Raw genomic sequence first — 25351 nt, forward strand, 5'->3', positions numbered from 1 at the left:
GTTCGACGCCGGGCCGCTGAGCACGTACACTCTCCTGTCGTTGGCCTTCATCAGCCGCACCGTTCCTGCACTCGGGTCATCCGGGAACATGCGGTAGGTTGGTGGAATCCACAAAGGGTCGTAGCTCAATTGGTAGAGCACTGGTCTCCAAAACCAGCGGTTGGGGGTTCAAGTCCCTCCGGCCCTGCTACACACTCCTTCGCCAGGATGTGTGCGCATGTACGTACTTCAATGCACCGCCGTGCGGCTCCACCGGGCGCGGCACGGCCACGACCCGGAATCAGGTGAGAAGCGTGACGGACGCCGTGGGCTCCATCGACAAGCCTGATGCCGAGGACGAGGCCCCCGAGTCCAAGAAGACCCGGAAGGGCGGCAAGCGCGGGAAGAAGGGCCCTCTGGGCCGTCTCGCGCTCTTCTACCGCCAGATCGTCGCGGAGCTCCGCAAGGTCGTCTGGCCGACGCGCAACCAGCTGACGACGTACACCAGTGTGGTGATTGCGTTCGTCGTCGTCATGATCGGCCTCGTAACCGTGATTGACTTCGGTTTCGCGCGGGTCGTCAAGTACGTCTTCGGCTGATCCACGCGAAGGGCGCCTGATGGGCGCCCCTTTCGCATGTTCCACCCATATGTATCCAGGAAGAAGCCACCGTGTCTGACCCGAACCTGAACGACGCCGTCGAGCCGACGGCGGGCGCCTTCGAGTCCGCCGAGGACGAGCTCGACATCGTCGAGGCGGCGGACGCCGAGGAGTCGGACCAGGCCGAGGCCGCCGACGCCGACGAGGCGTCCGAGGACACCGCCGAGGAGACCGCAGACGCGGCCGACGAGGAGGAGGCCGAGCCGGCCGAGCCCGTCGACCCCGTCACGGCCCTGCGCGAGGAGCTCCGCGGGCTGCCGGGCGAGTGGTACGTCATCCACACGTACGCCGGTTACGAGAAGCGTGTGAAGGCCAACCTGGAGCAGCGCGCCGTCTCGCTGAACGTGGAGGAGTTCATCTATCAGGCCGAGGTGCCTGAGGAGGAAATCGTCCAGATCAAGAACGGCGAGCGCAAGAACGTCCGTCAGAACAAGCTCCCGGGCTACGTCCTGGTGCGCATGGACCTGACGAACGAGTCCTGGGGCGTCGTCCGCAACACCCCCGGTGTCACCGGCTTCGTGGGCAACGCCTACGACCCGTACCCGTTGACGCTGGACGAGATCGTCAAGATGCTCGCTCCGGAGGCCGAGGAGAAGGCCGCCCGTGAGGCCGCCGAGGCCGAGGGCAAGCCGGCTCCGGCCCGCAAGGTCACCGTCGAGGTCCTCGACTTCGAGGTCGGCGACTCGGTCACCGTCACCGACGGCCCGTTCGCGACGCTGCAGGCGACGATCAACGAGATCAACGCCGACTCGAAGAAGGTCAAGGGCCTGGTCGAGATCTTCGGTCGCGAGACCCCGGTCGAGCTCAGCTTCGACCAGATCCAGAAGAACTGAGCTTTCCGCCCGCTTCTGGACACATGCCTACCGAGCAGGTCAGACAGGCTCTCGAAGCCGGTCTGACCTGCTTGGTTTTTGGTCGCACGGCTATACCCGTTATCGTTGTGCGGTATGCCTGCATCCGGATGACCGGATGACGGCGAAAACTCTCACTAGGACCCGGAGAGAGCACATGCCTCCCAAGAAGAAGAAGGTCACGGGGCTTATCAAGCTCCAGATCAACGCCGGTGCGGCCAACCCGGCCCCGCCGGTCGGCCCCGCACTGGGTCAGCACGGCGTCAACATCATGGAGTTCTGCAAGGCCTACAACGCCGCGACCGAGTCGCAGCGTGGCATGGTCGTGCCGGTGGAGATCACGGTCTACGAGGACCGCTCCTTCACCTTCATCACCAAGACTCCGCCGGCCGCCAAGCTGATCCTCAAGGCCGCGGGTGTGGAGAAGGGCTCCGGCGAGCCGCACAAGACCAAGGTCGCCAAGCTGACGGCTGCCCAGGTCCGCGAGATCGCCACGACGAAGCTCCCCGACCTGAACGCCAACGACCTCGACGCCGCGTCGAAGATCATCGCTGGCACCGCCCGTTCCATGGGCATCACGGTCGAAGGCTGATTCAGCCCCACGCCCTCAGTGGTAGGACCGGCGCTGGTCCGCACCACGACTCCACACTCTGAAAACCATCAGGAGTAGAAGTGAAGCGCAGCAAGAACCTCCGCGCTGCGGACGCCAAGATCGACCGGGAGCGCCTGTACGCCCCGCTCGAGGCCGTCCGTCTCGCCAAGGACACCGCCACCACGAAGTTCGACGGCACCGTCGAGGTCGCCTTCCGCCTGGGTGTTGACCCGCGCAAGGCCGACCAGATGGTCCGCGGCACCGTGAACCTCCCGCACGGCACCGGCAAGACCGCCCGGGTCCTGGTCTTCGCGACCGGTGACCGTGCTGCGGCCGCGGAAGCCGCCGGCGCCGACATCGTCGGCTCCGACGAGCTCATCGACGAGGTGGCGAAGGGCCGTCTGGACTTCGACGCCGTCGTCGCGACCCCGGACCTCATGGGCAAGGTCGGCCGCCTCGGCCGCGTGCTCGGTCCGCGTGGTCTGATGCCGAACCCGAAGACCGGTACGGTCACCCCCGATGTCGCGAAGGCTGTCAACGACATCAAGGGCGGCAAGATCGAGTTCCGCGTCGACAAGCACTCGAACCTGCACTTCATCATCGGCAAGGTCTCCTTCGACGAGACCAAGCTGGTGGAGAACTACGCAGCGGCGCTGGAAGAGGTCCTCCGCCTCAAGCCGTCCGCGGCGAAGGGCCGTTACATCAAGAAGGCCGCCCTGGCGACCACGATGGGCCCCGGCATCCCGCTGGACTCCAACCGCACCCGTAACCTCCTCGTCGAGGAGGACCCGGCCGCCGTCTGAGCCTCCGCGCTCGTACGACCGCCGCGTCACGTGTGACATGGGACGGGCCCCGCAACCTTTCGAGGTGCGGGGCTCGTCCTCATTCGTACGTGGACATGACTGTCGGAGCCCTGCGTCAGCGTGGGTGACCGAGAGTCGAACGAGGGGTGGGATTTCAGATGTTGACCAATACCGTACGGCGCGTGGGTCTGTCCGTCGCCGTGGTGGCGGCGCTGACCTCGGTCGCGGCCTGTGGCGGATCGGACGACGGGGATACGGGCAAGGGCTCCGGCAAGACCGAGAGCCGCGGCGGCTCCGTGGTGAAGGTGGACCCGATAGCCGCGCTGGTCGCCGTACAGAAGAAGACCGGCCAGGCGCACTCGGCGCGGGTCGAGGGCGACACCTCCATGGGCAGCGCGATGTCCATGAAGCAGTCGGGCGTCATGGACTGGTCCGACGGGATCACGGGCTCCATGAAGATCACGTACACCGGCGGCACCATGGCGGACGCCATGAAGAAGGCCGGCAGCAACGGCACCATGGAGGCCCGCTACTTCAAGGACGGGTACGCGGCGGACATGGGCGCGGCCATGTCCCAGCAGACCGGCGGCAAGCGCTGGATCAGCTACAGCTACGACGACCTGGAGAAGCTGGCCGGGGCGTCGGGGGCGGCGCTGAAGGACCAGATGCAGAACAGCACCCCCGAGCAGGGCGTGAAGTCACTGCTCGCCTCCGGCGACGTGAAGAAGGTCGGCGAGGAGGACGTCCGCGGCGTCAGCACCACGCACTACTCGGGCACGGTCGACGTCGCCGCCCTGACCGCCAAGAACAGCAGCCTCGGCGCCGACGAGCTCGACGCCCTCAAGAAGCAGCTGGCGGACGCGGGGATCACCACGGAGACCGTCGACATCTGGGTCGACGAGAACGACCTGCTGGTGAAGAAGACCGAGCGCGGCTCGATGAAGACCGGTGAGCTCAACTCCACGGTCTACTACAGCGACTACGGCACCAAGGTCTCCGTCGAGCGCCCGCCGGCCGCCCAGACCGTCGACTTCACCGAGCTGATGGAGCAGCAGCAGGGCGCCGCTTCGTAACCCGGTTCCGGGGGGTTCAAACCTCCCGGCACCCTTCGAAACGGGACGGATTTGCCCGGCGCGACCCGAGTCGCGTACTCTTCTGCAGAAGCCAAAGACCGCTGGTCGTTGTCCTGAATCCATCAGGGTTCGGGCAACCGAAGGCTCCGTTGATGCGGACGACCTGCGCAGGTGACTGTGGAGAGCTCCCGGATTCTGTCCGGTCGAGCTTCGCCCTGGCGCCTGCGCCGGGGCGTTTCGTCTTTCCGGTCCCTTTCGAGCGGTCCTCATCACCCGGAAGGAGGCCGACGCTATGGCTAGGCCCGACAAGGCTGCTGCGGTAGCCGAGCTCGCGGACCAGTTCCGCAGCTCGAACGCCGCCGTGCTGACCGAGTACCGGGGTCTCACCGTGGCACAGCTCAAGCAGCTGCGCCGTTCGCTCGGTGAGAACGCCCAGTACGCCGTGGTGAAGAACACGCTGACCAAGATTGCGGCCAACGAGGCCGGGATCGACACGCTGGACGACCTCTTCGCAGGTCCGACGGCGGTTGCCTTCGTCACCGGTGACCCGGTGGAGTCGGCGAAGGGTCTTCGTGACTTCGCCAAGGACAACCCGAACCTGATCATCAAGGGCGGTGTCCTTGACGGCAAGGCGCTGTCCGCCGATGACATCAAGCAGCTCGCGGACCTCGAGTCCCGCGAGGTTCTGCTCGCCAAGCTGGCCGGTGCCATGAAGGGCAAGCAGACTCAGGCTGCGCAGCTCTTCCAGGCGCTGCCGTCGAAGTTCGTCCGCACCGCGGAAGCGCTTCGCGTCAAGCTGGAGGAGCAGGGCGGTGCCGGTACGCCGGCTCCCGCCGAGGCCGCCGAGTAATCACGCTCAGCGGTCCAGCGGGCACCGTGTACGCCCGCCGACACATACATCCGGCACCTGCCGAATAGTGGAAGGACGCCTGTCATGGCGAAGCTGTCCCAGGAAGACCTGCTCGCTCAGTTCGAGGAGCTCACCCTCATCGAGCTCGCCGAGTTCGTGAAGGCCTTCGAGGAGAAGTTCGACGTCACCGCCGCCGCGGCCGTCGCCGTCGCGGGCCCGGCCCAGGGTGGCCCGGCTGCCCCGGCCGAGGAGGAGAAGGACGAGTTCGACGTCATCCTCACCGCCGCCGGTGACAAGAAGATCCAGGTCATCAAGGTCGTGCGCGAGCTGACCTCCCTCGGCCTGAAGGAGGCCAAGGACCTCGTCGACGGCGCCCCGAAGCCCGTCCTCGAGAAGGTCGCGAAGGACGCCGCGGACAAGGCTGCCGAGTCCCTCAAGGGCGCCGGCGCCTCCGTCGAGGTCAAGTGACCCGAGGAGTCCTCTGACTCCTCAGGACCCCCGTGCCGCGAGGCGCGGAGTCACATCGCGAAAGGCGATCACCCGTCCGGGTGGTCGCCTTTCGGCGTACCGGAGGCGGGTGCCTTGCCCTTCCCGCGTTGACGAGTATCGTGATCATCGCCGTGCGCCTCTCGGGGGTCCGAGGGCGGCCGGGGCCGAGGGGGCCCTTGACGAACCGCACGCGGCGCGCAATTCTCAAGGCGCGTCGCCGAATCGATCCGAATCCGAGGCATGGATCGATGGCGAAGCGGGCAGTAAAGAAGGGCGCACCTCGCGCAGGGCTGGACATAGGTGTTGAGAAGAGCTGTTGAGAGCAACGTGGGTCTCTGAAAACCCCGACTGGACATCAGTGTGGCACTTGGCTACACTGACCCTTTGCGCTGCCTGTTAGCTGCCTCCTGCCCGTCACCAGGGGCATACCCATCTTGAGCATCGTGGACCGATCATCCCTGACCTGGGATTTTCTGCCCTCATGTCCAGTTTGGGACCGGTACGCGCGTAGTGAGTCCGAGCCCTCGGAAGGACCCCCTCTTGGCCGCCTCGCGCAACGCCTCGACCGCGAATACGAACAACGGCGCCAGCACCGCCCCGCTGCGCATCTCTTTTGCAAAGATCAAGGAGCCCCTCGAGGTTCCGAACCTCCTCGCGCTGCAGACCGAGAGCTTTGACTGGCTCCTCGGCAACGCCGCCTGGAAGGCTCGCGTCGAGGCTGCTCTGGACAGTGGACAAGACGTCCCCACCAAGTCCGGCCTCGAGGAGATCTTCGAGGAGATCTCCCCGATCGAGGACTTCTCCGGGTCGATGTCGCTCACGTTCCGCGACCACCGCTTCGAGCCCCCGAAGAACTCGATCGACGAGTGCAAGGAGCGCGACTTCACGTACGCCGCCCCGCTCTTCGTCACGGCCGAGTTCACCAACAACGAGACCGGCGAGATCAAGTCCCAGACGGTCTTCATGGGCGACTTCCCGCTCATGACCAACAAGGGCACCTTCGTCATCAACGGCACCGAGCGTGTCGTGGTGTCGCAGCTGGTCCGCTCGCCGGGTGTCTACTTCGACTCGTCGATCGACAAGACGTCCGACAAGGACATCTTCTCCGCCAAGATCATCCCCTCCCGGGGTGCCTGGCTGGAGATGGAGATCGACAAGCGCGACATGGTCGGTGTCCGCATCGACCGCAAGCGCAAGCAGTCGGTCACCGTCCTCCTGAAGGCGCTCGGCTGGACCACCGAGCAGATCCTCGAGGAGTTCGGCGAGTACGAGTCCATGCGCGCCACCCTGGAGAAGGACCACACCCAGGGCCAGGACGACGCGCTGCTCGACATCTACCGCAAGCTCCGCCCGGGCGAGCCGCCCACCCGCGAGGCCGCTCAGACGCTGCTCGAGAACCTCTACTTCAACCCGAAGCGCTACGACCTCGCGAAGGTCGGCCGCTACAAGGTGAACAAGAAGCTCGGCGCGGACGAGCCGCTGGACGCCGGCGTGCTCACCACCGACGACGTCATCGCGACCATCAAGTACCTGGTCAAGCTGCACGCCGGTGAGACCGAGACGGTCGGCGAGTCCGGTCGGACGATCGTCGTCGAGACCGACGACATCGACCACTTCGGCAACCGCCGCCTGCGCAACGTCGGCGAGCTCATCCAGAACCAGGTCCGTACGGGTCTCGCCCGTATGGAGCGTGTCGTGCGCGAGCGCATGACCACCCAGGACGTCGAGGCGATCACGCCGCAGACCCTGATCAACATCCGGCCGGTCGTCGCCTCCATCAAGGAGTTCTTCGGCACCAGCCAGCTGTCGCAGTTCATGGACCAGAACAACCCGCTGTCGGGTCTCACCCACAAGCGCCGTCTGTCGGCTCTCGGCCCGGGTGGTCTCTCCCGTGAGCGGGCCGGCTTCGAGGTCCGAGACGTGCACCCGTCCCACTACGGACGCATGTGCCCGATCGAGACCCCCGAAGGCCCGAACATCGGTCTGATCGGTTCGCTCGCCTCGTACGGCCGCGTCAACGCGTTCGGCTTCATCGAGACGCCGTACCGCAAGGTCGTCGACGGCCAGGTCACCGACGAGGTCGACTACGTCACCGCCGACGAGGAAGACCGTTTCGTCATCGCCCAGGCGAACGCGACGCTCTCCGACGACCTGCGCTTCACCGAGCCCCGCGTCCTGGTCCGCCGTCGTGGCGGCGAGGTCGACTACGTTCCCGGTGGCGAGGTCGACTACATGGACGTCTCGCCGCGCCAGATGGTGTCCGTCGCGACCGCGATGATCCCCTTCCTGGAGCACGACGACGCCAACCGTGCCCTCATGGGCGCGAACATGATGCGCCAGGCCGTCCCGCTCATCAAGAGCGAGGCGCCGCTCGTCGGCACCGGCATGGAGTACCGCTGCGCCACCGACGCCGGTGACGTGCTGAAGGCCGAGAAGGACGGTGTGGTCCAGGAGGTCTCCGCGGACTACATCACCGTCACGAACGACGACGGTACGTACACCACGTACCGCATCGCCAAGTTCATGCGCTCCAACCAGGGCACCTCGGTCAACCAGAAGGTCGTCGTCTCCGAGGGCGACCGCGTCATCGAGGGCCAGGTCCTCGCCGACGGCCCGGCCACCGAGTTCGGTGAGATGGCGCTCGGCAAGAACCTGCTCGTGGCGTTCATGCCCTGGGAGGGTCACAACTACGAGGACGCGATCATCCTGTCGCAGCGCCTCGTGCAGGACGACGTCCTCTCCTCGATCCACATCGAGGAGCACGAGGTCGACGCCCGTGACACCAAGCTCGGCCCCGAGGAGATCACCCGGGACATCCCGAACGTCTCCGAGGAGGTCCTCGCCGACCTCGACGAGCGCGGCATCATCCGTATCGGTGCCGAGGTCGTCGCCGGCGACATCCTCGTCGGCAAGGTCACGCCCAAGGGTGAGACCGAGCTGACCCCCGAGGAGCGCCTGCTCCGCGCGATCTTCGGTGAGAAGGCGCGCGAGGTCCGCGACACCTCGCTGAAGGTGCCGCACGGCGAGATCGGCAAGGTCATCGGTGTCCGCGTCTTCGACCGCGAAGAGGGCGACGAGCTGCCGCCGGGCGTGAACCAGCTGGTCCGCGTCTACGTCGCGCAGAAGCGCAAGATCACCGACGGTGACAAGCTCGCCGGCCGTCACGGCAACAAGGGCGTCATCTCGAAGATCCTGCCGATCGAGGACATGCCGTTCCTGGAGGACGGCACCCCGGTCGACATCATCCTCAACCCGCTGGGTGTCCCGTCCCGAATGAACCCGGGACAGGTCCTGGAGATCCACCTCGGCTGGCTCGCCAGCCGCGGCTGGGACGTCTCCGGCCTCGGTGACGAGTGGGCCAAGCGCCTGCAGGCCATCGGCGCCGACCAGGTCGCCCCCGGCACCAACGTCGCCACGCCCGTCTTCGACGGTGCGCGCGAGGACGAGATCTCCGGTCTCTTCGAGGCCACGATCCCGAACCGCGACGGCATGCGTCTGGTGCAGCCCTCCGGCAAGGCCAAGCTGTTCGACGGCCGCTCCGGCGAGCCGTTCCCGGACCCGGTCTCGGTCGGCTACATGTACATCCTCAAGCTGCACCACCTGGTCGACGACAAGCTCCACGCCCGTTCGACCGGCCCGTACTCCATGATCACGCAGCAGCCGCTGGGTGGTAAGGCGCAGTTCGGTGGGCAGCGATTCGGTGAGATGGAGGTGTGGGCCCTTGAGGCTTACGGCGCCGCTTACGCCCTCCAGGAACTGCTGACGATCAAGTCCGACGACGTCACCGGCCGCGTGAAGGTCTACGAGGCGATCGTCAAGGGCGAGAACATCCCCGAGCCGGGCATTCCCGAGTCCTTCAAGGTGCTCATCAAGGAAATGCAGTCGCTCTGCCTCAACGTGGAGGTGCTGTCCTCGGACGGCATGTCCATCGAGATGCGCGACACGGACGAGGACGTCTTCCGCGCGGCGGAGGAGCTCGGTATCGACCTGTCCCGGCGCGAGCCGAGCAGCGTCGAAGAGGTCTGACGGGTTGGCCGGCCGGATCCCCGTGATCCGGCCGGCTCTCCCCGGACCCGTTCAGACCATTGCTGAAGTGCCCCGATTTACTCGCGTGACGCGAGGGGGCTCGAACCCCCGAAAGAGGGATTGACGACAAGTGCTCGACGTCAACTTCTTCGACGAGCTGCGGATCGGCCTTGCCACCGCGGACGACATCCGGACCTGGTCCCACGGCGAGGTCAAGAAGCCGGAGACCATCAACTACCGCACCCTCAAGCCCGAAAAGGACGGACTCTTCTGCGAGAAGATCTTCGGTCCGACCCGGGACTGGGAGTGCTACTGCGGCAAGTACAAGCGTGTCCGCTTCAAGGGCATCATCTGTGAGCGCTGTGGCGTCGAGGTCACGCGCGCCAAGGTGCGCCGTGAGCGCATGGGCCACATCGAGCTCGCCGCTCCCGTCACCCACATCTGGTACTTCAAGGGCGTCCCGTCGCGCCTGGGCTACCTGCTGGACCTCGCGCCGAAGGACCTCGAGAAGGTCATCTACTTCGCCGCGTACATGATCACGTTCGTGGACGAGGAGCGCCGCACCCGCGACCTCCCCTCCCTGGAGGCCCACGTCTCCGTCGAGCGCCAGCAGATCGAGAACCGCCGCGACTCCGACCTGGAGAACCGCGCCAAGAAGCTCGAGTCCGACCTGGCCGAGCTGGAGGCCGAGGGTGCCAAGGCCGACGTGCGCCGCAAGGTGCGCGAGGGTGCCGAGCGCGAGATGAAGCAGCTGCGCGACCGTGCGCAGCGCGAGATCGACCGCCTCGACGAGGTGTGGAGCCGCTTCAAGAACCTCAAGGTCCAGGACCTGGAGGGCGACGAGCTGCTCTACCGCGAGCTGCGTGACCGCTTCGGCACGTACTTCGACGGCTGCATGGGCGCCGCCGCGCTGCAGAAGCGCCTGGAGTCCTTCGACCTCGACGAGGAGGCCGAGCGCCTCCGCGAGATCATCCGTACCGGCAAGGGCCAGAAGAAGACCCGTGCGCTCAAGCGCCTCAAGGTCGTCTCCGCGTTCCTGCAGACCAGCAACAAGCCCAAGGGCATGGTGCTCGACTGCGTGCCGGTCATCCCGCCGGACCTGCGTCCGATGGTGCAGCTGGACGGTGGCCGCTTCGCGACCTCCGACCTCAACGACCTGTACCGCCGCGTGATCAACCGCAACAACCGCCTGAAGCGGCTTCTCGACCTCGGCGCGCCCGAGATCATCGTGAACAACGAGAAGCGCATGCTCCAGGAGGCCGTGGACGCCCTCTTCGACAACGGTCGTCGCGGTCGCCCGGTCACCGGCCCCGGTAACCGTCCCCTGAAGTCCCTCAGCGACATGCTGAAGGGCAAGCAGGGTCGTTTCCGTCAGAACCTGCTCGGCAAGCGCGTGGACTACTCCGCGCGTTCCGTGATCGTCGTCGGTCCGCAGCTCAAGCTGCACCAGTGCGGTCTGCCGAAGGCGATGGCGCTGGAGCTCTTCAAGCCGTTCGTGATGAAGCGCCTGGTCGACCTGAACCACGCGCAGAACATCAAGTCGGCCAAGCGCATGGTCGAGCGCGGCCGCACCGTGGTGTACGACGTCCTCGAAGAGGTCATCGCCGAGCACCCGGTGCTGCTGAACCGTGCGCCCACGCTGCACCGCCTCGGCATCCAGGCCTTCGAGCCCCAGCTGGTCGAGGGCAAGGCCATCCAGATCCACCCGCTCGTCTGCACCGCGTTCAACGCGGACTTCGACGGTGACCAGATGGCCGTGCACCTGCCGCTCTCCGCGGAGGCGCAGGCCGAGGCCCGCATCCTGATGCTGTCCTCGAACAACATCCTGAAGCCGGCCGACGGTCGTCCCGTCACCATGCCGACTCAGGACATGGTGCTGGGCCTGTTCTTCCTGACCACGGACGGCGACCTCCGTGACACCAAGGGCGAGGGCCGCGCGTTCGGCTCCACGGCCGAGGCGATCATGGCGTTCGACGCCGGCGAGCTGGCGCTCCAGTCGTCCGTCGACATCCGCTTCCCGGTGGGCACCATCCCGCCGCGTGGCTGGGTGCCGCCGGTCGCCGAGGAGGGCGAGCCCGAGTACCAGCCGGGTGACACCTTCCGGCTGCGGACGAGCCTGGGCCGCGCGCTCTTCAACGAGCTGCTGCCCGAGGACTACCCGTTCGTCGACTACTCGGTCGGCAAGAAGCAGCTCTCCGAGATCGTCAACGACCTCGCCGAGCGCTACCCCAAGGTCATCGTGGCGGCGACGCTCGACAACCTGAAGGCGGCCGGCTTCCACTGGGCGACCCGTTCGGGCGTCACCGTGGCCATCTCCGACGTCGTCGTGCCCGAGGCCAAGAAGGCCATCGTCAAGGGCTACGAGGAGCAGGACGAGAAGGTCCAGAAGCAGTACGAGCGCGGTCTGATCACCAAGGACGAGCGCACGCAGGAGCTCATCGCGATCTGGACCAAGGCGACCAACGAGGTTGCCGAGGCCATGAACGAGAACTTCCCCAAGACGAACCCCATCTTCATGATGGTTGACTCGGGTGCCCGAGGAAACATGATGCAGATGCGTCAGATCGCCGGTATGCGTGGTCTGGTGTCCAACGCCAAGAACGAGACGATCCCGCGTCCCATCAAGGCGTCCTTCCGTGAGGGCCTCACCGTTCTGGAGTACTTCATCTCCACGCACGGTGCCCGTAAGGGTCTGGCGGACACCGCCCTGCGTACCGCCGACTCGGGTTACCTGACCCGTCGTCTGGTGGACGTCTCGCAGGACGTGATCATTCGCGAGGAGGACTGCGGCACCGACCGCGGCCTCAAGCTGAAGATCGCCGTCAAGGGTGCCGACGGTGTCCTCCGCAAGACGGACGACGTCGAGACCTCGGTCTACGCCCGCATGCTCGCCGAGGACGTCGTGGTGGACGGCAAGGTCATCGCGCCTGCCAACGTCGACCTCGGTGACGTCCTGATCGACGCCCTGGTGGGCGCCGGCGTCGAGGAGGTCAAGACCCGCTCGGTCCTGACCTGTGAGTCCGCGGTCGGCACCTGTGCCTTCTGCTACGGGCGCTCGCTCGCCACCGGCAAGCTGGTCGACATCGGTGAGGCGGTCGGCATCATCGCCGCCCAGTCCATCGGTGAGCCCGGTACCCAGCTGACGATGCGTACCTTCCACACCGGTGGTGTGGCCGGTGACGACATCACCCAGGGTCTGCCGCGTGTCGTCGAGCTCTTCGAGGCGCGTACGCCCAAGGGTGTCGCCCCGATCTCCGAGTCCGCGGGCCGTGTCCGCATCGAGGAGACCGAGAAGACCAAGAAGATCGTCGTCACCCCGGACGACGGCAGCGACGAGATCGCCTTCCCGATCTCGAAGCGCGCCCGTCTCCTGGTGGGCGAGGGCGACCACGTCGAGGTGGGCCAGAAGCTCACCGTGGGTGCCACCAACCCGCACGACGTGCTGCGCATCCTCGGCCAGCGCGCGGTCCAGGTCCACCTGGTCGGCGAGGTCCAGAAGGTCTACAACTCGCAGGGCGTGTCGATCCACGACAAGCACATCGAGATCATCATCCGGCAGATGCTCCGCCGCGTGACGATCATCGAGTCCGGCGACGCGGAGCTGCTGCCGGGCGAGCTCGTGGAGCGCTCGAAGTTCGAGACCGAGAACCGTCGCGTGGTCACCGAGGGCGGTCACCCCGCCTCCGGCCGTCCGCAGCTGATGGGTATCACCAAGGCGTCGCTGGCGACGGAGTCGTGGCTGTCCGCGGCCTCCTTCCAGGAGACGACCAGGGTCCTGACGGACGCGGCGATCAACGCCAAGTCCGACTCCCTGATCGGCCTCAAGGAGAACGTCATCATCGGTAAGCTCATCCCGGCCGGTACGGGCCTGTCCCGCTACCGCAACATCCGGGTCGAGCCGACCGAGGAGGCCAAGGCCGCGATGTACTCGGCCGTCGGCTACGACGACATCGACTACTCGCCGTTCGGCACGGGCTCCGGCCAGGCCGTTCCGCTGGAGGACTACGACTACGGTCCGTACAACCAGTAAGCGAGTCGCTTGATACGCCCGGAGGGCGGCCATCCCGATTGCGGGGTGGCCGCCCTCCGGCGTTCCCGGCTCGCGCCGTTCAGCGGTCCGCGGCCAGGAAGGGGCGGAGGCGGTGTATGCGGGTCGCGTAGTCCGGGTGGGAGGCCAGCAGGTGCGCGGCGGGTCCTGGACGGGCGCCGCTCATCCCGGACGCGGCCGGCCCGAGACCGGGGTGCGAGGGGTCCCCGCCCTCCTCCATGGCGAGCAGGACCTCGGTGAGCATGGGGGCGAAGCCGAGCGATGCGGCGTGCAGGTCCGCCCGCAGCTCTGCGCGTCTGCTCAGCGCCGCCGCGGCATAGGGCAGGGTGAGCAGCACCAGCGGTGCCGCTCCCAGCAGGATCGCCGCCGGTCCGAACAGTACGACGCCGCAGCCGGCGATCAGCGCCGCGGCGGACACCGAGCCGAGCCCCACGGCCCGGTTGCCGGCGCTGAGCAGGACCGCGCGTCCGGCCCGGAACGCCGCGCGGGCGGGCAGCGTGTACCAGCGTCCGGCCAGCGTGGACCAGCCGTGACCGCCCGCGTGGTGGCCCAGCTCGTGGGCGAGTACGGCCGCCAGCTGGGCGCTCGACAGGTTCTCCAGCGCGAACCGGGTCACGCCGACGATGTGGCCGGCGGCCGCGTACGCGTTGAGGTTCGGGGTGTTCTCCACCCAGAGGCGGTAGCGGTCGCCCTCGACGCCCGCCCGGCCCGTGACCTCCCGCCAGACCGGGTCCAACCGGGCGCGCTCCCGGGGGAGGGGGTAGCGGAATCCCAGTACGTACCGGGCGTACAGGTCCTCCGCAGGGCGGTGGAAGACCAGCAGACCGCAGGCCAGCCAGATCAGGGCGGGGAGCCAGTACGGGATCTGCCAGGCGAGATCGACGAGCCGGCCGACGGCGAGAAGCGCTCCGAGGCTGAACGCGAACGCGGGGAGGTGGAGCGCCAGGCCGCCCAGAGCGGCGGTGTCCACCCGGCGCTGGCGCGCGGCGAAGTGCAGCCGGGTCCCGGGGGCGTGGCGGTATTCGAGATCGTCCACCGCTTCGGTGCCGGTGGTTCGGTCCTGTTCGGCGCGCTGGTGTTCGGGGTGCTGAGGCATGTCCGTCCTCGGGGGATGGGGGAGGTCAGCCGATGACCACGGAAAGGGTGAGTAGCAGAGCGCCCAGGCAGAACGCGGCCAGTCCGGCCCGTATCCACTGGTGCTTGCGCAACGCGATCCGGCTGGTCTCGGCGAGGGCCGCCAGGAGGGCGGGCATCGGAAGCTGTTCGGTCTCGGCGAGTGCCTGGGGGAGCCGGTTCAGCCGTACTGCCCGCTGGATGTCCCCGAAGTACGTGAGGGGAGTGTCGGGCCCTCCGCCACGGACCCGGTAGCGCGGGACGACCGCCATCAGGAGGCACAGCAGGGCGGCGGCCAGGACGGTGATCCCCGTCCACCAGACGACGGAGCCCCACCCGGACAGATGGCCCGACGGCCACTGCGTCCCGGCCAGGATTCCGCAGACCATGCCCGAACTGATCCCGAGAGCGGCGACCACGACGGCCGCCTTGCTGTCGGCGCGGGCGATCTCGGTGCGGAGGTCGGCCAGCAGACGTGCAGCGGCCTCCGCGCCGGGGGCGGGGTCCGGGCCGGTCACGGCATGTCCTTGGGTAGGTACATGCCCTGCTCATGGGCGGGCGGCGAGCTCCGGGGCTGTTGCCGGGCCTCGGGGACCTGGACGTCCGGCAACGGCGACTCCGGCTCTTCGGGCCACTCGGAGGACAGCGGCAGCCGCGGCGCGGGGGCTCCCCGGCCTGTCTCGTCAGCCGGTAGCTGGTGGTTCAGAATGTCGTGCAGGGCCCGCAGCGCGAGGTTCTTGGGGCCTTCGAGCTCGTACCCCTCGACGTTGTCGCTGTTGAGCAGCTGGGTGACCATCTCCGCCTTGGCCCGGATCATGCTCAGCTGGTCCTGGCGGAGACTCTGCATGACCAGCCAGGAGTCCTCGGGATGCTCGGCGAGGTGCAGCGCCCAGGCCCGGACCCCGCCCTGTTCCAGCTGGCGCTGGTAGAAGTCGACCTTGGCGAGTTCCGCGTCCTGCAACTCGGTGAGCCATTTCTGCCGCTGGAGAGCCAGTGCCTGCTGCTGTTCGCCGTGCACCAGGGCGCGGCGGGTCGTCTCGAAGTCGTGTTCCATGGCGCGGCGTTCGCGGTGGACGTTTTCGACTGCCGCGTGGTCGATGCTCTGCATGCGCTGCTCGTGCTCGATGTTGTCCTGATCCCGGTGCAGCCGCAGCGTCCAGGTGACGAGGAGCCCCGCCTGCGCGCCGAGTGGGCCCCGGGTCCGTACTGTTCGCAGGACTGCGGCCTCGGCCTCGGTGCTGCCGGTGATGGGGAAGTGTCGCGCGACGGCGCGGGCGGCCTGCTCCAGCTCTCCCAGCAGCAGTCGCGGCACATCGCGGTGTCTCGACGCGACGAAGACCGCGGGATCGCCCACCTGCCAGTTCAACTCGACGACACTCACGAACTGCAGGGCGTCGTTCCTGCTGGGGAGCGAAAGTTTCGCGCGGACGGGATGGACGCCCATGTCCACCTCGTACACGGCGGTGTAGCGCCTGCTGATGATCTCCGCCCGTGTCGGCCGAATCGGCGGCAACGCGGTGGTGTACCGGCCGGACGGGGTCGCGAACACCAGGGCGTGGTCGATGCGGGTGAGCCTGCGGGGCACGAAGCCGAAGCGGGAGATCTGGCGCACGGTCAGCACCGGATCGGTCAGAGGTGTGTGGCGTCCGGCCGGCTGCTCCCACTCGGGAGGACCGTGGAACGGGTTCATGTCGGCGGGTCTCCTGTGCTCGTCGAGAGGTTCAGGGGGTCGGCAGCGTGGCCAGCAGGCGGTTCGCTACGGGCGATGGAATCCCGTCGTCGCCCGGGAGCGTGCGCAGCAGGTGGCTGATGCGCCGACGCTCCGGCTCGTCCACGGCGAGGCCGGACAGCAGGTGGGAGAGCGCACTCTCGGCCCCGGGTACGCCTTCGGCCGAGAGCACCCACCGGCTCAGCACGTCGAGCGCGTGCTTGCGGTGGTCGCGGTCGTTCAGCGCCGTCCGCATGAGCGACCGGATCCCCGTTGCCGCAGGGGTGTGCGACATCAGTGACGTCGCGTACCAGTCCAGGACGATCGGCCGGCCCTTGGGGGCGCCGCGCTCGGTGCGTCCGCAGGCGCCGAGGAAGCCGTTCATGGTCAGGGTCCGCATGCGCTGATCGCGTTCCTGGGCTCTCAGGAGCTCGTCCAGCACCCGGTCGTTCGCTGTGGAGAGCAGGAGAAGTTCCACCGACTCGGCCAGCGCCTCGCCCAGTTCCCCATCGTCCTGACCGGGGGCCGCTTCCGGTTCGTTTCGGCCCTCCCGGTGTGCCGCGGTGCGCAGGGCCGCCACAGCCTCGACCGGTCGTTCGGGTCCGATCAGTCCGTGCGTGCGGATGGCGACCCAGCGGAGATGGAGTGCGTCACTGTCGCACCAGGTGTCGAGGATCTGCGGCACGTTCGGAGTGCCGATGCGATGGGCGAGAGCCAGAGCGTGCACGGCGACGGTTCGGGGCCCGTACAGCGGGGACGCCGCCCAAGGCTCGATGACGAGTGCCATGGCGGAGGGAAGGTCGGTGTGGGCGAGGACCGCGACCGTCGAGGACGCCCGGGTACGGACGAGCGGCCTGCCGTCCTTCGCCAGTTCCTGCAGCCACTGCACCAGGGCGGGCCGCGCCGAGGGGTGTCCGGTCCACACCTCCCGCAGGAGGACCAGCGAGGTCCGATCGTCCCGGAAGGCCGCCTTCACCTGCCGTACCGGGCCCCACTCGGTGGGCTCGTCGTCCTCGTAGCGGTGGGCCCGCGCCCGTTGCAGACGTCTGCCGATGTGCGTTCCGAATACGGGCACGGCAGCGGGCAGTTGGGAGTCCGCAGTCTCCTGCAGACGTGCATAGAGGCGGTCGCTCACCTCGGCCGTCAGCGCGTACGGTCCGTCGTCGAACGCAGCGAGTGCGATGAGGAAGGACTTCTCCCGCAGGTGCAGCACGGTGTCGTCCTCTTCGAACCACTCCCGGACCTGGTCCTCGAGGGCCGCCAGCGAGAAGTTGTCGACCTTCTCCGCGCCGGCGTTCCCGGATGCGTGCTCGACCAGTACGGACGCGAAGGCGGACGCCTCGCGGGGCTGGTGGTCGCGTGCGAGGAATTCCGTGACCACCGGCAGGGTCAGCAGGTTCGCCGCGCTGTCGTCTTCGAGGCGGGCCCGCAGGTGTGCGGCCAGTACATCGGCCGGTGCGGGCGGCTGCCAGGAACGCGGCTGCACATCCTCCAGGCACGCCCGGGGCCCGACCGTGATCACCAGGTACGCGTCCCGCCGGCCGAGCCGGTCGCGCAGGGCGAGCAGATCGACGTCCCGTAACGGCTTGTTCCTGTCGGTCTCCAGGTCGCACAGGAGGTGCCCCTGCGCCCCGGCGTCGTCGTCGCCCTCCGGCAGAAGGGAGTGCGGTGCGGTGTCCCGCGCCAGTGAATGCACCGGGGAGAGGCCGAGGCGGTGCAGCAGCATGAGCGCGGCTGTACGCCGGCCCGAGGACTGGGGGCCGCTGAGCACGAGTACGCGTTCCTCGCGCAGCTGCTCGACGAGCGCCGTGAATGCCGGCCCCGGATCGGCGAAGGACTCGGCGATCCCGCTCAGCGTGGCGGCGCGGATCTCGCCCGAGGAACGGGAGGCCGACAGGGCGCCGAACCCGTAGTGGACATGGGTCCTGGCGTCCACATGGACGTCACCGTGGAAGAGGCCGCCCCCGATGCCGTGGTTGACACCGCCCAGCACCCCACCGGCCAGCCGCGTTTCCGCGCCGAACGCCATGGAGCGTGGGACGTGGTCCTCCAGGTCCCGGCGCGCCGCCCATGCCTCTTGCGGCCGGTCCGCCGGTGCGGCGTCGGCCGCCTCGTCCGTGCGGCCGGCGGGTGAGGTGGCCGGTGGCTGTTCGTCCTCGGCCGGACCGCGCGGGTCGGGCTCGCCGCTCACCCCCGGTCTCCGCGGTCGTCCCCGAAGCGCACATTGCCGTGGAAGACCCCGCCGCCGATGCCGTGGTTGTCGCCGCCGAAGACACCGCCGTTCACCGTCGCCCCACCGAGGTCGAACGTGGACGCTTGGGGAGCGGACCGTTGGCGCGGAGCGGCAGAGGGTGCGGCGTCGGCTGCTTCGACGGGCGCCTCCGGCTCGGGCATCAATCCGTGCAGCCAGGCCGGCAGCGGGCCGTTCTTGCTGTCCATGGTGACGGCGTGGAACTCGTCGGCCGGCACTCCGGGATGGTTGTGCCGTACGACGCCCTGGTAGACGGAGTCCGACACGGCCAGGGCGAAGTCGTTGCCCGGCCGCTTCCGCAGCGCCTGCCGCAGTACCTGCGCGTCGAGCAGTCGGCAGGCGTGGTTGAGGTCAGACCCCACCCAGCCGCCGTCGTCGTCCACGGCCACGTACCCAGACGCGACGACCCCGCGGAGCCTCATCTGCGCAGAGCTGGAGGCCCTGCGGTTCAGCGCTCGCAGTTCCGCCGGCACGAAGGTGAGGAGCGTACGCAGCAGCGTGGTCGGCGAAGCGTTGGAGTCGATCAGCTCCATCACGCTGTCACCCCGGTCGGCGCGCCGCCGCCGGGTCATCTCGATGCCCGCGGTCAGCAGCGCACGATCGGCGAGCTCGAACAGCATGCGGCGCAGGTACGCCTGCTCCACGTCATCGCGTTTGCTGAAGTTCTCGATGTCGAGAAGGAAGATGGTGCTGTTCACAGGGTCGGACATGGGAGCACTGCCTCTCGCCGTCGATTGGTTCGGCAAGAGCCTGTCGCCGGCACGGAGGCAGTGGTGAGGGCAAAAGACGCACTCGCACTGTGACAGCGTGCACAGACGTCAGGGTGCGGGGGTGCTTGGCTGGGACAGCGCGGCGGACTCCAGGAACGGGGTGCGGGCCATCAGCCGCAGGGCGCTCGGACGTACGACCACCAGGGTCCGGCGGCCGGTGATCACGATGCCCCGGGCCCGCAGGTCCTTCAGCAGCCGCTGGACCATTTCGCGGGAGGCGCCGATCGCACCGGCCAGCTCCTGCTTGCTGAGCGGCACGGTGATCTCGATTCCCTCATCGGTGCGCCGGCCGTGGGAGCGGACCAGGTCGAGGAGGAGAACCGCGAACCTCTCGCGGACACTCATGGACGCGAACTCCAGTCGTCGCCGGTCGGCCGCCCTGTTCCGGTCCGATGTCAGACCCAGCAGCTTCAGCGAGATGGAGGGGGAACGGCTCACGAAGTCGCGGAACCGTTCGTGGGTGATCACGACGGCACGTACCGGAGCCAGTGCGGTCACCGTCGCCGAGCGGGGGCGGCCCGTCAGGGCGGCCGACTCCCCGACGATGTCGCCGGGGCCGCGCAGAGCGAGCAGGGCCTCGTAGCCGTTCTCGGCCGCCGCGATGACCTTGGTCCAGCCGCGCAGGATGAGCAGCACGTGGGAGGACGGTTCGTACTGCTGCAGCAGCGGTGCCCGGGGAGCGAAGGACAGCTCCCGTCCCAGGGCGAGCAGGGCGTCCCGCTCCTCGCGTTCCAGCCGCGCGAGAAAAGGCACCCGGTCGTCGAGTCCGTCCTCGCTGGGCAGGGCTGTGGCGCCCGTCATACGACCCCCCGATTCGTCGGCGCGGTTCAATGTACTGACGGTCCCGTCGGGGCGGCCGGTGACCGGAGGCGTTTCGGCCACGTAGCGTGCCGGGGTGGTCACGGCATGTCCGGAATGGTGGCCGCCACCCGCCGCACCCGGGCTGGACGGCATTTGTTTTGACCCAGGTCCGTGAGGTAGGTACGCTCAGACCTTGTGCCTGGGGTGTGCCTGGGTTCGTGTGCGTGTCCTCAACCGCATGGCGAGCCTGTCTTCGGCCACCGTGATCCGTGCTCCTCATGCCGTTCCGGTACGGGCTCGCAGGATTCGACACACCCGACCGCGTGGGTCGGCGACGTTCCAGGTTAGTTTCACCGACGGCACACAGAAACCGGAGAAGTAGTGCCTACGATCCAGCAGCTGGTCCGGAAGGGCCGGCAGGACAAGGTCGAGAAGAACAAGACGCCCGCACTCGAGGGTTCGCCCCAGCGCCGCGGCGTCTGCACGCGTGTGTTCACGACCACCCCGAAGAAGCCGAACTCCGCGCTCCGGAAGGTCGCACGTGTGCGCCTGACCTCCGGCATCGAGGTCACGGCCTACATCCCGGGTGAGGGACACAACCTGCAGGAGCACTCCATCGTGCTCGTGCGTGGTGGCCGTGTGAAGGACCTGCCGGGTGTTCGCTACAAGATCATCCGCGGTTCGCTCGACACCCAGGGTGTCAAGAACCGCAAGCAGGCCCGCAGCCGCTACGGCGCCAAGAAGGAGAAGTAAGAATGCCTCGTAAGGGCCCCGCCCCGAAGCGCCCGGTCATCATCGACCCGGTCTACAGCTCTCCTCTTGTCACGTCGCTGATCAACAAGATCCTGCTCGACGGCAAGCGTTCCACCGCCGAGCGGATCGTGTACGGCGCCATGGAGGGTCTTCGCGAGAAGACCGGCGCCGACCCGGTCATCACGCTGAAGCGCGCGCTGGAGAACGTCAAGCCCTCGCTCGAGGTCAAGTCCCGCCGTGTCGGTGGCGCCACCTACCAGGTGCCGATCGAGGTCAAGCCCGGTCGTGCCGCCACTCTGGCCCTCCGCTGGGTCGTGGGTTACTCCCGCGCCCGCCGCGAGAAGACGATGACCGAGCGGCTCATGAACGAGCTGCTCGACGCCTCGAACGGTCTTGGCGCTGCCGTCAAGAAGCGTGAGGACACCCACAAGATGGCCGAGTCCAACAAGGCCTTCGCGCACTACCGCTGGTAGTCGCTACCCCCATCGAGACCGAGAGAAGACTGAGCCTTATGGCCACCACTTCGCTTGACCTGGCCAAGGTCCGCAACATTGGGATCATGGCCCACATCGACGCGGGCAAGACGACCACCACTGAGCGGATCCTGTTCTACACCGGCGTCTCGTACAAGATCGGTGAGGTCCACGACGGCGCTGCCACGATGGACTGGATGGAGCAGGAGCAGGAGCGCGGCATCACCATCACGTCCGCCGCGACGACCTGCCACTGGCCGCTCAACGATGTTGACCACACCATCAACATCATCGACACCCCGGGTCACGTCGACTTCACCGTCGAGGTGGAGCGTTCGCTCCGCGTCCTCGACGGCGCCGTCACCGTGTTCGACGGTGTGGCCGGCGTCGAGCCGCAGTCCGAGACCGTCTGGCGTCAGGCGGACCGCTACGGCGTGCCGCGTATCTGCTTCGTCAACAAGCTCGACCGCACCGGTGCCGACTTCCTGCGCTGCGTCAGCATGATCGTGGACCGCCTCGGCGCGACCCCGATCGTCATGCAGCTGCCGATCGGTGCCGAGGCGGACTTCACGGGCGTCGTCGACCTCGTGTCGATGAAGGCCTTCGTGTACCCCGAAGAGGCCGCCAAGGGCGAGATGTACAACGTCGTTGACATCCCGGCCGAGCTCCAGGAGCAGGCGGACGAGTGGCGCGGCAAGCTCCTTGAGGCCGTCGCGGAGAACGACGACGCCATGATGGAGCTGTACCTGGAGGGCACCGAGCCCACCCAGGAGCAGCTGCACGAGGCGATCCGTCGCATCACCCTGGCCTCCAAGGGCGGCGCCGACTCCGTCACCGTCACCCCGGTGTTCTGTGGCACCGCGTTCAAGAACAAGGGCGTCCAGCCCCTGCTCGACGCGGTCGTCCGCTACCTGCCTTCCCCCCTGGACGTCGAGGCCATCGAGGGCCACGACCCCAAGGACCCCGAGACCGTCGTGAAGCGCAAGCCCTCGGACGACGAGCCGCTGTCGGCTCTGGCGTTCAAGATCGCGAGCGACCCGCACCTCGGCAAGCTCACCTTCGTCCGGATCTACTCCGGTCGCCTGGACGCCGGCACCGCGGTGCTGAACTCCGTGAAGGGCAAGAAGGAGCGCATCGGCAAGATCTACCGTATGCACGCGAACAAGCGTGAGGAGATCGACTCGGTGGGCGCCGGCGACATCATCGCCGTCATGGGCCTGAAGCAGACCACCACCGGTGAGACGCTGAGCGACGAGAAGAACCCGGTCATCCTGGAGTCCATGGACTTCCCGGCGCCGGTCATTCAGGTCGCCATCGAGCCCAAGTCCAAGGGTGACCAGGAGAAGCTGGGTATCGCGATCCAGCGCCTCTCCGAGGAGGACCCGTCCTTCCAGGTGCACTCCGACGAGGAGACCGGCCAGACCATCATCGGTGGTATGGGCGAGCTTCACCTCGAGGTGCTCGTCGACCGCATGAAGCGCGAGTTCCGCGTCGAGGCGAACGTCGGCAAGCCCCAGGTCGCGTACCGCGAGACGATCCGCAAGGCCGTCGAGCGCATCGACTACACGCACAAGAAGCAGACTGGTGGTACCGGCCAGTTCGCGAAGGTGCAGATCGCCATCGAGCCCCTCGAGGGCGGCGACGCGTCGTACGAGTTCGTCAACAAGGTCACCGGTGGCCGCATCCCCCGTGAGTACATCCCCTCGGTGGACGCGGGTGCCCAGGAAGCCATGCAGTTCGGCATCCTGGCCGGTTACGAGATGGTCGGCGTCCGCGTCATCCTCCTCGACGGTGGTTACCACGAGGTCGACTCCTCGGAGCTCGCCTTCAAGATCGCCGGTTCGCAGGCGTTCAAGGAGGGTGCCCGCAAGGCGTCCCCCGTGCTCCTTGAGCCGATGATGGCCGTCGAGGTCACCACGCCCGAGGACTACATGGGCGATGTCATCGGCGACCTCAACTCCCGCCGTGGCCAGATCCAGGCCATGGAGGAGCGCAGCGGCGCTCGCGTCGTGAAGGGCCTCGTGCCCCTCTCGGAGATGTTCGGCTACGTCGGAGACCTCCGCAGCAAGACCTCGGGTCGCGCAAGCTACTCGATGCAGTTCGACTCCTACGCCGAGGTTCCGCGGAACGTCGCCGAGGAGATCATCGCGAAGGCCAAGGGCGAGTAACTCTCCCGAGCTCACGCTTTAGGCTTGTCACCGGAGCCCGTGGGGCATTCGTCGCGCAGTTCACACTTCGCGGAGAATGCCCCCGGGGGCCGGCATCCCAGCAAAGATCACCTGGCGCCGATGAAGCAAGGCGTACAGAACCACTCCACAGGAGGACCCAGTGGCGAAGGCGAAGTTCGAGCGGACTAAGCCGCACGTCAACATCGGCACCATCGGTCACATCGACCACGGTAAGACGACCCTCACGGCCGCCATTACCAAGGTGCTGCACGACGCGTACCCGGACCTGAACGAGGCCTCGGCCTTCGACCAGATCGACAAGGCTCCCGAGGAGCGCCAGCGCGGTATCACCATCTCGATCGCGCACGTCGAGTACCAGACGGAGTCGCGTCACTACGCGCACGTCGACTGCCCGGGTCACGCGGACTACATCAAGAACATGATCACCGGTGCCGCGCAGATGGACGGCGCCATCCTCGTGGTCGCCGCCACCGACGGCCCGATGCCGCAGACCAAGGAGCACGTGCTCCTGGCCCGCCAGGTCGGCGTTCCGTACATCGTCGTCGCCCTGAACAAGGCCGACATGGTGGACGACGAGGAGATCCTGGAGCTCGTCGAGCTCGAGGTCCGCGAGCTGCTCTCCGAGTACGAGTTCCCGGGCGACGACCTTCCGGTCGTCAAGGTCTCGGCGCTCAAGGCCCTTGAGGGCGACAAGGAGTGGGGCCAGACCGTTCTCGACCTGATGAAGGCCGTGGACGAGAACATCCCGCAGCCCGAGCGCGACGTCGACAAGCCGTTCCTGATGCCGATCGAGGACGTCTTCACGATCACCGGTCGTGGCACCGTCGTCACCGGCCGCATCGAGCGTGGTGTCCTCAAGGTCAACGAGACCGTTGACATCGTGGGCATCAAGCAGGAGAAGACCACCACCACGGTCACCGGCATCGAGATGTTCCGCAAGCTGCTCGACGAGGGCCAGGCCGGTGAGAACGTCGGTCTGCTCCTCCGTGGCATCAAGCGCGAGGACGTCGAGCGCGGCCAGGTCATCATCAAGCCCGGTTCGGTCACGCCGCACACCGAGTTCGAGGCCCAGGCCTACATCCTGTCGAAGGACGAGGGTGGCCGTCACACCCCCTTCTTCAACAACTACCGCCCGCAGTTCTACTTCCGTACCACGGACGTGACCGGCGTCGTGACCCTCCCCGAGGGCACCGAGATGGTCATGCCGGGCGACAACACCGTCATGTCGGTCCAGCTGATCCAGCCGGTCGCCATGGAGGAGGGCCTCAAGTTCGCCATCCGTGAGGGTGGCCGGACCGTGGGCGCCGGCCAGGTCACCAAGATCAACAAGTAATTACTTGTTCGTCTGACCTGGTTGCTCCGCACAGAGCACCAAGAAGGGCCCCGTCCCACCGTTCACACGGTGGGGCGGGGCCCTTCGGTGTTTTTACGGTGACGGGTCGGCCGGGGGCCGGCGGACCATGGTGACGTCGATCGGGTCCTCGTGCTCCATGACGAACCCGTGCCGCTCGTACAGCCGCCGGGCGGCGCTGCCCTGCACGACGATCAGTCGTACGGTCGCCCCCTCCGCGTCCGTACGGTCCAGGAAGTGGCGCAGTACGCCGGAGCCGACGCCCCGGCCCTGCACGGCCTCGTCCAGGTAGAAGCTCTCCAGGAAATAGCCGTCCCCGACCGGCTTCAGCGCGACGCTGCCCGCGAACCGCCCGTCCACGACGATGACCGAGGTGTGCTCGGGGGCGTACGAGTCGCGCACCCGCTGCCGCGCCCGGTGCTCGTCGAAGCGGCCGAGGCGCACCAGATCCGGGCGCATCACGACGGCCTTGAGCTCGACTATGTCTTCCAGGTCGCCGGGGGTGGCGGGGCGCAGGTCCCAGGCTTGAGTGGTACGTACAGGCATGGCGGGAGTCTGTCAGAGGGCTGGCG

20 protein-coding genes and 1 tRNA gene are annotated in these 25351 nt (G+C 67.5%); 14 read left to right on the plus strand and 7 right to left on the minus strand.

Going from position 1 to position 25351, the window contains the following annotated elements; all coding sequences use genetic code 11:
* Positions 1–114 precede the first annotated feature (114 nt).
* The 10 genes from ACFZAT_RS01150 to ACFZAT_RS01195 all read left to right on the plus strand — a co-directional run bounded on the left by ACFZAT_RS01150 (position 115) and on the right by ACFZAT_RS01195 (position 13352).
* Positions 115–187, plus strand: a tRNA-Trp gene (locus ACFZAT_RS01150).
* A gap of 106 nt (positions 188–293) precedes the next feature.
* Positions 294–578, plus strand: coding sequence for a preprotein translocase subunit SecE (secE, locus tag ACFZAT_RS01155; protein WP_164398884.1), 285 nt, complete (start codon positions 294–296; stop codon positions 576–578).
* A gap of 71 nt (positions 579–649) precedes the next feature.
* Entirely contained in the window at positions 650–1471 is an 822-nt protein-coding gene (nusG, locus tag ACFZAT_RS01160) for a transcription termination/antitermination protein NusG (RefSeq protein ID WP_391258370.1), read from the plus strand.
* A 175-nt stretch (positions 1472–1646) separates the two neighbouring features.
* A complete protein-coding gene (gene rplK, locus ACFZAT_RS01165; protein WP_018101261.1) occupies positions 1647–2081 on the plus strand; it encodes a 50S ribosomal protein L11 in 435 nt (144 codons plus the stop codon).
* 80 nt (positions 2082–2161) lie between these two features.
* Positions 2162–2884 carry a 50S ribosomal protein L1 gene (gene rplA / locus ACFZAT_RS01170; RefSeq protein ID WP_391258374.1) on the plus strand — a complete coding sequence of 241 codons (723 nt, stop codon included), beginning with the start codon at positions 2162–2164 and terminating at the stop codon, positions 2882–2884.
* A 158-nt stretch (positions 2885–3042) separates the two neighbouring features.
* Complete coding sequence (locus ACFZAT_RS01175; protein ID WP_391258377.1) at positions 3043–3957, plus strand: hypothetical protein; 915 nt, start codon at positions 3043–3045, stop codon at positions 3955–3957.
* Positions 3958–4249: 292 nt separating this feature from the next.
* Positions 4250–4807, plus strand: a complete 558-nt coding sequence (gene rplJ / locus ACFZAT_RS01180; RefSeq protein ID WP_018101258.1) for a 50S ribosomal protein L10 — start codon at positions 4250–4252, stop codon at positions 4805–4807.
* 84 nt (positions 4808–4891) lie between these two features.
* Positions 4892–5275 (plus strand): 50S ribosomal protein L7/L12, encoded by a 384-nt coding sequence (rplL, locus tag ACFZAT_RS01185; RefSeq protein WP_073964461.1) that lies wholly within the window; start codon positions 4892–4894, stop codon positions 5273–5275.
* Positions 5276–5836: 561 nt separating this feature from the next.
* Complete coding sequence (rpoB, locus tag ACFZAT_RS01190; RefSeq protein WP_164640337.1) at positions 5837–9322, plus strand: DNA-directed RNA polymerase subunit beta; 3486 nt, start codon at positions 5837–5839, stop codon at positions 9320–9322.
* A gap of 130 nt (positions 9323–9452) precedes the next feature.
* Positions 9453–13352: a DNA-directed RNA polymerase subunit beta' gene (locus ACFZAT_RS01195; RefSeq protein ID WP_073964459.1), complete on the plus strand. Its 3900-nt coding sequence runs from the start codon at positions 9453–9455 to the stop codon at positions 13350–13352.
* Positions 13353–13431: 79 nt separating this feature from the next.
* Here the strand turns inward: ACFZAT_RS01195 and ACFZAT_RS01200 are convergent, their stop codons facing one another.
* The 6 genes from ACFZAT_RS01200 to ACFZAT_RS01225 all read right to left on the minus strand — a co-directional run bounded on the left by ACFZAT_RS01200 (position 13432) and on the right by ACFZAT_RS01225 (position 20013).
* A complete protein-coding gene (locus ACFZAT_RS01200) occupies positions 13432–14466 on the minus strand; it encodes a M48 family metalloprotease (protein ID WP_391258383.1) in 1035 nt (344 codons plus the stop codon).
* Between the two features lie 25 nt (positions 14467–14491).
* A complete protein-coding gene (locus tag ACFZAT_RS01205; RefSeq protein ID WP_391258386.1) occupies positions 14492–15001 on the minus strand; it encodes a Pycsar system effector family protein in 510 nt (169 codons plus the stop codon).
* Complete coding sequence (locus ACFZAT_RS01210; protein ID WP_391258388.1) at positions 14998–16173, minus strand: hypothetical protein; 1176 nt, start codon at positions 16171–16173, stop codon at positions 14998–15000. The genes ACFZAT_RS01205 and ACFZAT_RS01210 overlap by 4 nt, the downstream gene beginning before the upstream one ends.
* A 31-nt stretch (positions 16174–16204) precedes the next feature.
* The gene (locus ACFZAT_RS01215) at positions 16205–18382 is read right to left on the minus strand and encodes a hypothetical protein (protein WP_391258390.1); all 2178 of its coding nucleotides are present in this window, start codon (positions 18380–18382) and stop codon (positions 16205–16207) included.
* Complete coding sequence (locus ACFZAT_RS01220; RefSeq protein ID WP_391258393.1) at positions 18379–19152, minus strand: hypothetical protein; 774 nt, start codon at positions 19150–19152, stop codon at positions 18379–18381. Before ACFZAT_RS01220 ends, ACFZAT_RS01215 begins: the two co-directional genes overlap by 4 nt.
* Positions 19153–19260: 108 nt before the next feature.
* The gene (locus ACFZAT_RS01225; protein WP_391258396.1) at positions 19261–20013 is read right to left on the minus strand and encodes a cyclic nucleotide-binding domain-containing protein; all 753 of its coding nucleotides are present in this window, start codon (positions 20011–20013) and stop codon (positions 19261–19263) included.
* A gap of 381 nt (positions 20014–20394) precedes the next feature.
* Here ACFZAT_RS01225 and rpsL point away from each other — a divergent pair, with 381 nt between their 5' ends.
* From rpsL to tuf, 4 genes are all read left to right on the plus strand, one after another.
* Positions 20395–20766: a 30S ribosomal protein S12 gene (gene rpsL, locus ACFZAT_RS01230; RefSeq protein WP_003948652.1), complete on the plus strand. Its 372-nt coding sequence runs from the start codon at positions 20395–20397 to the stop codon at positions 20764–20766.
* A gap of 2 nt (positions 20767–20768) precedes the next feature.
* Positions 20769–21239 carry a 30S ribosomal protein S7 gene (gene rpsG / locus ACFZAT_RS01235; RefSeq protein WP_018101248.1) on the plus strand — a complete coding sequence of 157 codons (471 nt, stop codon included), beginning with the start codon at positions 20769–20771 and terminating at the stop codon, positions 21237–21239.
* 38 nt (positions 21240–21277) lie between these two features.
* Positions 21278–23407, plus strand: a complete 2130-nt coding sequence (gene fusA / locus ACFZAT_RS01240; protein WP_391258400.1) for an elongation factor G — start codon at positions 21278–21280, stop codon at positions 23405–23407.
* Between the two features lie 160 nt (positions 23408–23567).
* Positions 23568–24761 (plus strand): elongation factor Tu, encoded by a 1194-nt coding sequence (gene tuf, locus ACFZAT_RS01245; RefSeq protein ID WP_093707149.1) that lies wholly within the window; start codon positions 23568–23570, stop codon positions 24759–24761.
* Between the two features lie 93 nt (positions 24762–24854).
* Here the strand turns inward: tuf and ACFZAT_RS01250 are convergent, their stop codons facing one another.
* Complete coding sequence (locus tag ACFZAT_RS01250) at positions 24855–25325, minus strand: GNAT family N-acetyltransferase (protein WP_391258403.1); 471 nt, start codon at positions 25323–25325, stop codon at positions 24855–24857.
* Between the last annotated feature and the right edge of the window lie 26 nt (positions 25326–25351).

It is taken from the genome of Streptomyces sp. NPDC008163, from assembly GCF_042956885.1.
In the GTDB taxonomy this organism is placed as follows: domain Bacteria; phylum Actinomycetota; class Actinomycetes; order Streptomycetales; family Streptomycetaceae; genus Streptomyces; species Streptomyces drozdowiczii_A.